This window comes from Pseudomonas sp. Pseusp11 (assembly GCF_047304405.1).
Lineage (GTDB): Bacteria > Pseudomonadota > Gammaproteobacteria > Pseudomonadales > Pseudomonadaceae > Aquipseudomonas.
In genome coordinates this window covers 123,281-134,889 of the sequence record NZ_JBGLZF010000011.1, presented here as the reverse complement: position 1 = coordinate 134,889, position 11,609 = coordinate 123,281, and the positions used below count along the sequence as shown (strand labels likewise).

Below are 11,609 nucleotides of genomic sequence, written 5' to 3'. Positions count from 1 at the left end.
CCTCGCCACAATTAATCGCCCGACTTCAAATCCTGATCTCTACCTCCCCCAAATGCCCCCCATACGGCCCGAAACTCCGCTCGACCATATGCCGCATCCCATTTGCCTGAACAATCAACGCCGTGCTCGCCCGCGTCCCATAAGCTTGGCTCTTGATAAACACGCTCGACAACAACGTCTCGGTGGCTTGCCCCACGCCAGTGTCCGGCAGCTCGGCAAGCGGCGCCGTCTGCGGATCGCTGAGCAAGGCCAATAGCGCCTGCGGCTGTGGATCGTCCAGTACTTCGCTCAGTGCTGCCTTGGCTTTGAGCACTTTTGGCCACGGTGTATCCAGCCCCGCGTTCGATAGCCCATAAACCCCAGGCTTGAGCCTGACCGCCTCGGTCTTCCGGGCATTGAAGTGCCACAACTCGTTGGCATTGCCGATTAGCAGGTTAAACCCGGCATATTCAGGCGAGCGTCGGACAACGTCGTTTAAATAGTCTTCAATCGGCATGTCGCCGATAAGAAATTGCGCCACCAGTTCGCCTCGAGACCTGGCGGCCGGCGGCTGAAGTGGATCGCGGATGTTGGTCAGCGCGGCGAAGCGCCCATGGGCGCCGACACCGAGCCACGTACCGCCGGCCTCAAGGTCACGACCGGCGTACACGTGCGCAGCTTGCGGCCATTGCGCCAAAGGCAGGCTGGGCCGGGCATAGAATTCGTCGCGGTTGGCCGCCACGATCAGCGGTTGGGCATGACCCGGCCGCCAGGCAAAGACAATCAGGCACATAAGGTGGTCCTTGTGTGTTTTTTGCTCACTCTACGCAGACATCGCTCATCGATCCATCGCCATCCGCAGTGGAGCCCGAGGCCATGCATCCGTTACCATGCCGCTCCTGTTTCGGGATGCTTGGGGATGTGGCCATGGAATTTCTGCTCTATCTGGCGCTGGGCGCCTGTGCGGGCGTGCTGGCCGGGCTGTTTGGGGTAGGCGGCGGGATTATCATCGTCCCGGTGCTGGTGTTCAGCTTCACCTTGCAGGGATTTGATGCGTCGATCCTGACGCATCTTGCAGTCGGCACTTCCCTGGCGACGATCATTTTTACGTCGGTCAATGCGGTTCGCGAGCATCATCGCCGTGGCGCCGTGCGTTGGCCGATTTTTGCCTGGATGACCCTCGGCATTCTGATCGGTGCCGGTTTCGGCGCGCTGACCGCCGAAGCGATCTCCGGGCCGAATCTGCAGAAGATCATCGGCGTATTCGCGTTGATCATCGCGGTTCAACTCGCTTTGGACTTCAAACCCAAGGCCAGCCGAGCGGTGCCTGGTAAAGTCGGCCTGACCGTGGCCGGCAGTGTGATTGGCTGGGCCTCGGCGATTTTCGGGATTGGCGGCGGTTCGTTGACCGTGCCATTCCTCACTTGGCGCAGCGTGCCGATGCAGCAAGCGGTGGCCACGTCGTCGGCCTGTGGCCTGCCCATCGCTTTGGCAAGTGCATTAAGTTTCATGATTCTGGGCTGGCACGATCCACTGCTGCCGGCCCATAGTCTCGGTTTTGTTTATTTGCCGGCGCTGCTGGGGATCGCTCTGACCAGCATGGTCTTCGCCCGTCTCGGTGCGCGATTGGCTCACAGGCTGTCGGCGCGTTTGCTGAAAAGACTGTTTGCCGCTTTGCTGTTTTGCGTCGGTTTGAGCTTCTTGCTCTGAGGCGTAACGCAATCCTGGCTTAATCCTGGCGTGACAGCGTCGCCCGGGAATTTTAAAGGTTTCAACTCTAACGAGGAGTCGCAATGCTGCCTTACCCGCAGATCGACCCGGTGGCCCTGGCCATCGGTCCGCTGAAAATCCACTGGTACGGCCTGATGTACCTGGTCGGCATCGGCGGCGCGTGGCTGCTGGCGTCCCGTCGGCTGAACCGCTTCGACCCGACCTGGACCAAGGAGAAACTCTCCGACATGGTGTTCTGGATGTCGATGGGCGTCATCGTCGGCGGCCGCCTGGGTTATGTGCTGTTTTATGATCTGAGCGCTTACCTGGCCAACCCGATGTTGATCTTCGAGGTGTGGAAGGGCGGCATGTCGTTCCACGGTGGCTTCATCGGTGTGATGCTCGCAGCGTTGTGGTTTGGTAAAAAGAACAACAAGTCGTTCTTCCAGCTGATGGACTTCGTCGCGCCGATGGTGCCGATCGGTCTGGGTGCCGGGCGCATCGGTAACTTCATCAACGCCGAGTTGTGGGGCAAGCCGACCGACGTGCCGTGGGCGATGATCTTCCCGCCGTTCAGCGACCCGGCGCAGTTGCCGCGTCATCCGTCGCAGCTGTACCAGTTTGCGCTGGAAGGTGTGGCGCTGTTCCTGATCCTCTGGCTGTTCTCGCGCAAGCCACGGCCGACCATGGCGGTGTCCGGGATGTTCGCGCTGTTCTACGGCATCTTCCGGTTCATCGTCGAATTCGTTCGCGTACCGGATGCGCAGCTGGGCTATCTGGCCTGGAACTGGCTGACCATGGGCCAGGTGCTGTGCGTACCGATGATCGTCGGCGGTCTATTCCTGATCTGGCTGGCTTATCGACGCGCCCCGGCGGCCCCCGCAGCTGCATAAGAAGCCGGCGCAAAAAATTCGAACCCCGGGGCGACGGCTCCGGGTTCAAGGACACAGGTAATTCATGAAGCAATATCTCGAACTGGTCGCCCATGTCATTAAGAACGGCACCAAACAGGCCAACCGCACCGGCGTGAACACCATCAGCTTTCCGGGTGCGATGCTGCGCTTCGATTTGCAGGAAGGTTTCCCGGCGATCACCACCCGCAAGATGGCGTTCAAGTCGGCCATCGGCGAGATGTGCGGTTTTCTGCGCGGGGTGAACAACGCCGCTGAATTCCGTGCACTGGGTTGCAAGGTCTGGGACCAGAACGCCAACGAAAACGCCCAGTGGCTGGCCAACCCGTTCCGTCAGGGCGAAGACGACCTCGGCGAGATCTACGGCGTGCAATGGCGCAAATGGCCGGCGTACAAGCAGATCCCGGTCAGCAACCAGGCCGCCATCGAGCAGACCCTGAGCCAGGGTTATCGGCAGATCGCCGAAGGCGAAGAAGACGGCCAGGCGTATGTGGTGCTGTACAAGGCGATCGACCAGATCCGCCAGTGCGTCGACACCATCATCAAGGACCCGGGCAGCCGTCGCATTCTGTTCCACGGCTGGAACGTTGCGCAGCTCGATGAGATGGCCCTGCCGCCGTGCCACTTGCTGTACCAGTTCCACCCGAATGTCGAGACCAGGGAAATCTCCCTGACCCTCTACATCCGCTCCAACGACTTGGGCCTGGGCACGCCGTTCAACCTCACCGAAGGCGCCGCGCTGCTGAGCCTGATCGGTCGCCTGACCGGTTACACGCCGCGCTGGTTCACCTATTTCATCGGTGATGCCCACGTCTACGAAAACCACCTGGACATGCTCAACGAACAGCTCAAGCGCGAGCCGTTCGCCATGCCGAAGCTGAAGATATCCGACCGTGTGCCAGAGTTTGCCAAGACCGGCATGTACCAGCCGGAATGGCTGGAGCTGATCGAACCGAGTGATTTCTCGCTCGAAGGCTACGAGCATCACGCGCCGATGACCGCGCCGATGGCGGTCTAAAGCGTCACGCCGATTCCCCTGTGGGAGCTGCCGAAGGCTGCGATCTTTTGATCTTGATCTTTAAGGATCAAAAGATCGCAGCCTTCGGCAGCTCCTACGGGGGGTGTGGTGTTTTTAGTGGCCGTGACTGCGGCCAACATGGGAATGCTCAACCTCCGTCGCCACAACCCCGCCACTCACCTCCAGCCGCTGCAAAATCCCGCACTGATCAATCTCCGGCCCTTCACCACAACGTTGGCGCAGGTCGAGCAGTTGTGTCTGCAAGGCCAGCAAGCCGTCGATTCGTGCCTTCACATGGTGGATATGTTCGTCGATCAACGCGTTGACGTTTTCGCATTGATCCTGCGGGCTGTCGCGCAGGGCCAGCAGGCTACGGATTTCCTCCAGGGTCATGTCGAGGGTGCGGCAGTTGCGGATGAAGGTCAGGCGCTCGGCGTGGGCCTGGGTGTAGACGCGGTAATTGCCGTCGCTGCGGGCCGGTTCCGGCAGCAGGTTTTCGCGCTCGTAGTAGCGGATGGTTTCCACGGCGCAGTCGGTGAGTTTCGCCAGTTCTCCTATTTTCATCGCGTCAATCTCCAAAAGGGTGCTTGACCCTATAGTGGCTACAGGGTCTTTACTTGGCAACAGGCACCTTCATGGACGCGACCAATGAGCGATTCTCTTCACACCCACAAACCCGAGGCTGATCACGATCACGATCACGATCACGATCACGATCACGATCACAGCCACAAGCTGCAGCCTGCGCCCCAGCATGGCCATGGTAGCCATGATCATGGCGGTCACGGCGATTCCTGCTGTTCCTCCAAAGCGGCGCCATCGCTGATCAAGTTGAGCGAGACACCGACCGCCGGCGCGCGGCAGAGCAGCTTCCGCATCGAGGCCATGGACTGCCCGACCGAGCAGACGCTGATCCAGAACAAACTCGGCAAGCTTGCGGGTGTGCAGCAACTGGAGTTCAACCTGATCAACCGGGTGTTGGGCGTAACCCATGACCTGCCGGGCACCGCGCCGATCATCGACGCGATCAAATCCCTCGGCATGCACGCCGAGCCACTGGAACAAGGCGTCGAAGCGCCAATACCTGTGACAGAGAAAAAACCTTGGTGGCCATTGGCGCTGTCCGGCGTTGGTGCGTTGACGGCTGAAGTTATCCACTTCACTAACGCTGCGCCCAATTGGGTGGTGGCGGTGATTGCGCTGATCTCGATCCTTAGCGGTGGCCTGGGTACCTATAAAAAGGGCTGGATCGCCCTGAAAAACCTCAACCTGAACATCAACGCGCTGATGAGCATCGCGGTGACCGGTGCGGTCCTGATCGGCCAATGGCCGGAAGCGGCGATGGTGATGTTCCTGTTCACCGTGGCCGAGCTGATCGAAGCCAGGTCTCTGGACCGGGCGCGCAACGCCATCGGTGGGCTGATGCAGATGACCCCGGAACAAGCCACGGTGCTGCAGGCCGACGGCCGTTGGGTCGCACAACCGGTGAAAAACATCGAGCTGGGTGCGCGGGTGCGAGTGCGTCCCGGCGAGCGGATCGGTCTGGATGGCGAAGTGGTGTCCGGCAGCTCGACCATCGATCAGGCACCGATTACCGGCGAGAGCCTGCCGGTAGAGAAAACCGTTGGCGACAAGGTGTTCGCCGGCACCATCAACCAGTCCGGTTCGCTGGAATATGTGGTGACTGCCGCAGCGAACAATTCGACCCTGGCGCGGATCATTCATGCCGTCGAACAGGCCCAAGGGGCGCGGGCGCCGACCCAGCGTTTCGTCGACAGCTTCTCGAAAATCTACACACCGGCAGTGTTCATCCTGGCCCTCGCCGTGGCGGTGATCCCGCCGCTGTTCATGGACGCGCTGTGGTTCGACTGGATCTACCGGGCGCTGGTGTTGCTGGTGGTCGCTTGCCCATGCGCTTTGGTGATTTCCACTCCGGTGACCATCGTCAGCGGCCTCGCGGCAGCGGCGCGCAAAGGGATTCTGGTCAAGGGCGGCGTCTACCTGGAGCACGGCTACAAACTCGATTACCTGGCCCTCGACAAGACCGGCACCCTCACGCATGGCAAACCGGTGCAGACCGACTATTTGTCCCTCGACCTGACCGCCGATCAAACAGCCCCTGCCATTGCGGCGGCACTGGCCGGTCGCTCGGATCACCCGGTGTCGCTGGCCATCGCCAACGCGGCAGTTGTGGATAACCAGCGCGCGCCGCTGACTGTGGATAACTTCGAAGCCTTGGCGGGGCGTGGAGTACGCGGTGAGATCAATGGTGAGCTCTATCACCTGGGCAACCATCGACTGGTGGAAGATCTGGGCCTGTGTTCTCCAGCGCTGGAAGAAAAACTGTTTGCGCTGGAGAAACAGGGCAAGTCGGTGGTGCTGTTGCTCGACAAGTCAGGTCCCCTGGCGCTGTTCGCCGTGGCAGACACCGTGAAAGCGTCCAGCCGCGAAGCGATCCAGCAATTGCATGAGCTGGGCGTCAAAACCCTGATGCTGACCGGCGACAACGTTCACACCGCCCAGGTCATCGCCGCCCATGTGGGCATTGATCAGGCGCAGGGCGATCTGTTGCCGACCGAGAAGCTGCAAGCCATCGAAACGCTGTATGCCCAGGGTTATCGCGTGGGAATGGTCGGCGACGGCATCAACGACGCCCCGGCGCTGGCGCGGGCCGAGATCGGTTTCGCCATGGCAGCGGCCGGTACCGATACCGCCATCGAAACCGCCGATGTCGCCCTGATGGACGATGATCTGCGCAAGATCCCTGCCTTCATCAGCCTGTCGCGGCAGACCTCTAACATCCTCAAACAGAACATTGCCCTGGCATTGGTCATCAAAGCGATCTTTCTTGGGGTAACCTTCGCCGGGATCGCCACCATGTGGATGGCGGTGTTCGCCGACATGGGCGTGAGCCTGTTGGTGGTGTTCAACGGTTTGCGCCTGTTGCGCAAATAGACGATGAGGGACGGGTGTGCTGAGTGCCGAGCTGAAGGCGTTTTACATGGTGGCCCGGCTGGGCAGCATTACCCTGGCGGCGAAAAAGCTCGGCCTGAGCCAACCGACGGTGACGACCCAGATTCGGCATCTGGAAAGCCAGTATTCGGTTGAGCTGTTCTACCGTGGCGGCCGCCGCCTCAGCGTCAGCGACGAAGGCGCGCGGCTGTTGCCGATGGTCAAGGCACTGTTGCAGCAGGAAGCCGATATCGAGTTCTTCCTGCGTAACAGTGGTCAGGTCCAGGGCACGTTGCGCATCGCCGCCACGGCGCCGTATTACATCCTCGATCTGGTGAAGACCTTTCGCGAGCGCTTGCCGCAGGTGGAGGTGTCGGTGGAAATCGGCAACTCCCAGCAGGTGCTCGAAGCGCTGGAGGATTACCGGGTCGATGTTGCCGCGTCCTCGCAGTTGCTCGACGATGCGCGGTTGATTCGCCGGGTGCTCGGCAGCGATCCGCTGGTGTTGGCGGTGCATCGCAATCATCCGCTGGCGGTGCATGATCATGTACCGCTCAGTGCGCTGGCGGGGCATACCTTGTTGATGCGCGAGTCGGGCTCGACCACTCGGCGCTTGACCGAAGAGTTGCTGGCCAGCGCAGGAGTGAGTTTCGGGCCGTTGCTGGAGATTGGTAGTCGCGAGTCGATTCGTGAAGCGGTGCTGCGCAACATCGGCATCAGCATCATCGCCCGGCAGGAAGTGCCGCACGATCCGCAATTGCGGGTGTTGACCCTCGAAAATGCGCCGCAGATTCCCGAATACCTGTACTGCCTCAAGGAACGAAAAGGCGCCCGGCTGCCGGCGGCGTTTCTCGGGTTGGCGCAGGAAATGGCCCCGGCGTAGATCCCTGTGGCGAGGGAGCTTGCTCCCGCTGGACTGCGCAGCAGGCCCATTTTCTGGGGCCGCTTCGCAGTCCAGCGGGAGCAAGCTCCCTCGCCACAGGTTATTCACTGTTCGTTCCATCCAACTAAAATCCCCGAATACCACTATCGGCCGTTTTTGCCTCGTTGCCACATGACAGACGCATTGCAAACCTAGGATGGCCCTCATCTGCTTGATGAGGCCTGTCCATGAACCACTCGATCGCAACTGCCCTGACCAACCCCGGCGCGCCGATGAAAGTGCGCGGCGTGCAGAAACGCTTCGGCGCGTTCACAGCGCTGGACAACGTTTCCCTCGACGTGGCGGCGGGTGAGCTGGTGTGTCTGCTGGGACCGTCGGGCTGTGGCAAAACCACCTTGCTGCGCTGCATTGCCGGCCTTGAGCGCCAGGACAGCGGCGAGTTGTACCTCGGCGATCGTGACGTTTCCCACCTGGCACCTCAGGCCCGGGACTACGGCATTCTCTTCCAGTCCTACGCGCTGTTTCCCAATCTCACCGTCGAAGCGAACATCGCCTACGGCCTCGCCAGTAGCGGTCGCGATGAAGTGCGCCAGCGCGTCGGTCAGATGCTGGAACTGGTCGGCCTGATTGGCAGTGAGAAAAAGTACCCCGGCCAGTTGTCTGGCGGTCAGCAGCAACGGGTGGCCCTGGCTCGGGCTTTGGCGCCAGCCCCTTCCTTGTTGTTGCTGGACGAACCGATGTCGGCGCTCGACGCCCGGGTTCGCGAGCATCTGTGCACCGAGTTGCGCCAACTACAGCGCAACCTCGGCATCACCACCCTGATGGTCACCCACAATCAGGACGAGGCCATGCTGATGGCCGACCGCATTGCCGTAATGAACAACGGCAAGGTCGAGCAATACGCCACGCCGCAGGACATCTACGACCGCCCGGCCACACCGTTTGTGGCGGAGTTCGTCGGTCAGGGCAACTGGCTGCCGTTCCGCCGTAGCAGCGACAGTCATGCCCAGGTCGGCGGGATGCACATGCGCCTGGCGGAAGGCAGTGCGAAAACCGCGTCGGGCCGTTTGTTTTGCCGCCCCGAAGCGATCAACGTCAACCCGCTGGTGCACGAAGAAAACCTGTTCCCGGCCAAGGTTCGCGAAATCACTTTCCTCGGCAATCGTTGCCGCATGAGCTTCGAACTCGATCAGCTGCCGGGCCATGCGCTACTGGCGGAACTGGCGCCGGAAGCCATGCCGCGACTCGGTGCGCAACAGATCATGGTCGCCTTGCCGCCGCGCAGCCTGCAGGTGTTTGCCTGATGAACGCGAACGTCGCGCTGCCGATACCGCACAAGCAGGTTCGGCAGACCTCCCGCGCCGAGATCGGCGACCGGTTGTTCGTGGTCGGCGGCAAGGTGCTGTTGCTGGTGTTGCTCGGCGTGGCGGTGTTGATGCCGTTGCTGGCGATCTTCTGGCGCGGGCTCAGTTCGGAGGCCGGGGAGGGCGGCGGTCTGGTGGCTGCTCGTGAATTGCTGACCAGTGCGAATTTCCATTGGTTGCTGGGTAACAGCCTGAAAGTTTCCCTCAGCGTGGCGGCGATTGTCGTACCGCTGGCCTACCTGTTTGCCTACGCCCTGCAACGTACGTTGATTCCCGGCAAAGGCATCTGGCGCGGCATGTCGCTGCTGCCGTTGATGGCGCCGTCGATGTTGCCGGGGATTGCGCTGGTTTATCTGTTCGGCAATCAGGGCCTGTTGCGCGGTCTGTTCTCGGACAACATCTACGGTTTCTGGGGCATTGTGCTCGGTGAGGTCATCTACACCTTCCCACACGCCTTGATGATTTTGCTGTCGGCGTTGTCCCTGGCGGATGCGCGACTATTCGATGCCGCCTCCAGCATGGGCGCCAGCCCGGCGAAAGCCTTTCGCAGCATCACTTGGCCGGCGACGCGTCAGGCGGTATTCGCGGCGTTCTGTCTGGTGTTCACCCTGACCATCACCGACTTCGGTGTGCCCGTGGTGGTCGGTGGCGACTATCAAGTGCTGGCGCTGGAAGCCTACAAAGCGGTGGTCGGCCAGCAACAATTCGGTCGCGGCGCACTGATCGGCATGGTCCTGCTGCTGCCGGCGCTGTTCAGCTTTGGTGTCGACGCCTGGCTGCGTCGGCGTCACGGCGACTCCATGAGCGGTCGGGCGCAAGTGTTTCAACCAGCGCCGTCGAAGCTGCGCGACGGTTGTTATCTGGCCATCGTGCTGCTGATCTGCGCGGTATTGCTGCTGGTGTTCGGCATGGCGGTGTACTCGTCGCTGGTGAAGTTCTGGCCGTACAACCTGTCGCTGTCGCTCAACCATTACCAGTTCAACGACACCGCGGGAGGCGGCTGGCTGGCCTACGGCAACAGCGTGAAGATGGCGCTGTGCACGGCGTTGATCGGCAGCGTGCTGATCTTCACCGGCGCGTACCTGATGGAAAAGACCCGTGGTCAGCGCGGCCTGAATCTGATGTTGCGCATGCTCAGTTTCGTACCGATGGCGGTGCCGGGCCTGGTGCTGGGGCTGGGTTACGTCTTCTTCTTCAACCTCAACGGCAATCCGTTGCATGTGTTCTACGGCAGCATGAGCCTGCTGGTGGTTTGCACCATTGCTCACTATTTGACCACCGCGCAAATGACCGCCACCACCGCGCTGCGCCAACTCGACGCCGAGTTCGAAGCCGCCGCGCTGTCGCTCAAGGCGCCGCTGTATCGGCACTACCTGCGGGTCACCGTGCCGATCTGCCTGCCGGCGCTGTTGGACATCGTGCGCTACCTGTTCGTCTCGGCCATGACCACCGTCTCGGCGGCGACCTTCCTCTACAGCTCCGACACCATTCTCGCGGCGGTGGCGGTGCTGAACATGGACGACGCCGGCAACGTCGGCGGCGCGGCGGCGATGTCGACCCTGATTCTGTTCACCTCGGCAGGCGTGTCCCTGCTGCTGGCCTGGGCCTCGCGCGGTTTATTGCGTCGCTCCCAGGCCTGGCGGCAGACCGCGCCCGGTCTTTGATTCACACCTTCAACTCACACAGGAATTGCACCATGTTCAAGCCCTTGGCCCTGGCCGCTGCTGTCCTCACCGCTTTCAGCCTGAACGCCTTCGCTGCGAAAACCGAGTTGACGGTGTACACCGCCCTCGAAGCCGAACAACTGAAGACCTACAAAGAAGCCTTCGAGAAGGCCAACCCGGACGTCGAGATCAAGTGGGTGCGCGACTCCACCGGCATCATCACCGCCAAGCTGCTGGCCGAAAAAGCCCGCCCGCAAGCCGACGCAGTGTGGGGCCTGGCGGCATCGAGCCTGGCGATCCTCGATCAACAGGGGATGCTGCAAAGCTATGCGCCGAAGGACCTGGGCAAGATCGGCGGCAACTACCGTGACGCCGCCAACCCACCGGCCTGGGTCGGCATGGACGTGTGGGCGGCAACCATTTGCTTCAACACCGTTGAAGCCGAAAAGCAGGGTTTGAGCAAGCCCGTGAGCTGGCAGGACCTGACCAAGCCTGAGTACAAAGGCAAGATCGTCATGCCCAACCCGGCCTCGTCCGGCACCGGTTTCCTCGACGTCAGCGCCTGGCTGCAAACCTTCGGCGAGAAGCAGGGCTGGCAGTACATGGACGACCTGCACCAGAACATCGGCCAGTACGTTCACTCCGGTTCCAAGCCGTGCAAACTCGCCGCTGCCGGTGAATTCCCGATCGGCATTTCCTTCGAATACCCGGCTGTTCAGTTGAAGCGCCAAGGCGCGCCGCTCGACATCATCCTGCCGAAAGAAGGCCTGGGCTGGGAGATCGAAGCGACCGCCGTGATCAAAGGCACACCGAATGAAGACGCGGCGAAGAAACTGGCCGACTTCTCCGCAAGCCCGGCGGCGATGGAACTTTATAAAGAGAACTTCGCGGTGCTCGCGCAACCGGGTATCGCCAAGCCGCAGACCGAATTGCCGGCGGACTATGAGCAGCGCTTGATCAAGAACGACTTTGCCTGGGCCTCGAAGAATCGCGACGAGATCCTCACCGAATGGCGCAAGCGCTATGACGGCAAGTCCGAGAAAGTGGCTGCCAAGTAACTGACTCACACCTTGTGGCGAGGGAGCTTGCTCCCGCTGGACTGCGCAGCAGGCCCCTTCTTTTCAGATA

General features: G+C 61.3%; 10 protein-coding genes. 8 read left to right on the top strand and 2 right to left on the bottom strand.

Annotated elements, in window-relative coordinates; all coding sequences use genetic code 11:
- Positions 1-25: 25 nt before the first annotated feature.
- On the bottom strand, positions 26-772 hold the full coding sequence (locus tag ACCC96_RS11690; RefSeq protein ID WP_413695881.1) for an NRDE family protein: 747 nt from the start codon (positions 770-772) through the stop codon (positions 26-28).
- A gap of 134 nt (positions 773-906) precedes the next feature.
- On the opposite strand from ACCC96_RS11690, the gene ACCC96_RS11685 reads away from it, so the two are divergent.
- From ACCC96_RS11685 to ACCC96_RS11675, 3 genes are all read left to right on the top strand, one after another.
- Positions 907-1,689: a sulfite exporter TauE/SafE family protein gene (locus tag ACCC96_RS11685; protein ID WP_413695880.1), complete on the top strand. Its 783-nt coding sequence runs from the start codon at positions 907-909 to the stop codon at positions 1,687-1,689.
- Between the two features lie 83 nt (positions 1,690-1,772).
- Positions 1,773-2,582: a prolipoprotein diacylglyceryl transferase gene (gene lgt, locus ACCC96_RS11680; RefSeq protein WP_019580577.1), complete on the top strand. Its 810-nt coding sequence runs from the start codon at positions 1,773-1,775 to the stop codon at positions 2,580-2,582.
- A gap of 64 nt (positions 2,583-2,646) precedes the next feature.
- Positions 2,647-3,618: a thymidylate synthase gene (locus ACCC96_RS11675; RefSeq protein ID WP_413695879.1), complete on the top strand. Its 972-nt coding sequence runs from the start codon at positions 2,647-2,649 to the stop codon at positions 3,616-3,618.
- Between the two features lie 114 nt (positions 3,619-3,732).
- Here ACCC96_RS11675 and cadR read toward each other — a convergent pair whose 3' ends face one another.
- Positions 3,733-4,182 carry a Cd(II)/Pb(II)-responsive transcriptional regulator gene (cadR, locus tag ACCC96_RS11670; protein WP_413695878.1) on the bottom strand — a complete coding sequence of 150 codons (450 nt, stop codon included), beginning with the start codon at positions 4,180-4,182 and terminating at the stop codon, positions 3,733-3,735.
- A gap of 84 nt (positions 4,183-4,266) precedes the next feature.
- Here cadR and ACCC96_RS11665 point away from each other — a divergent pair, with 84 nt between their 5' ends.
- The 5 genes from ACCC96_RS11665 (at position 4,267) to ACCC96_RS11645 (ending at position 11,539) form a co-directional block, all read left to right on the top strand.
- Positions 4,267-6,573, top strand: a complete 2,307-nt coding sequence (locus ACCC96_RS11665; protein ID WP_413695877.1) for a heavy metal translocating P-type ATPase — start codon at positions 4,267-4,269, stop codon at positions 6,571-6,573.
- Between the two features lie 16 nt (positions 6,574-6,589).
- Positions 6,590-7,453, top strand: coding sequence for a LysR family transcriptional regulator (locus tag ACCC96_RS11660; RefSeq protein ID WP_018928662.1), 864 nt, complete (start codon positions 6,590-6,592; stop codon positions 7,451-7,453).
- 227 nt (positions 7,454-7,680) lie between these two features.
- Positions 7,681-8,757 (top strand): putative 2-aminoethylphosphonate ABC transporter ATP-binding protein, encoded by a 1,077-nt coding sequence (locus tag ACCC96_RS11655; protein WP_413695876.1) that lies wholly within the window; start codon positions 7,681-7,683, stop codon positions 8,755-8,757.
- The gene (locus tag ACCC96_RS11650; RefSeq protein WP_413695875.1) at positions 8,757-10,481 is read left to right on the top strand and encodes a putative 2-aminoethylphosphonate ABC transporter permease subunit; all 1,725 of its coding nucleotides are present in this window, start codon (positions 8,757-8,759) and stop codon (positions 10,479-10,481) included. The genes ACCC96_RS11655 and ACCC96_RS11650 overlap by 1 nt, the downstream gene beginning before the upstream one ends.
- A gap of 32 nt (positions 10,482-10,513) precedes the next feature.
- Positions 10,514-11,539, top strand: coding sequence for a putative 2-aminoethylphosphonate ABC transporter substrate-binding protein (locus ACCC96_RS11645; RefSeq protein ID WP_258671513.1), 1,026 nt, complete (start codon positions 10,514-10,516; stop codon positions 11,537-11,539).
- Positions 11,540-11,609 lie beyond the last annotated feature (70 nt).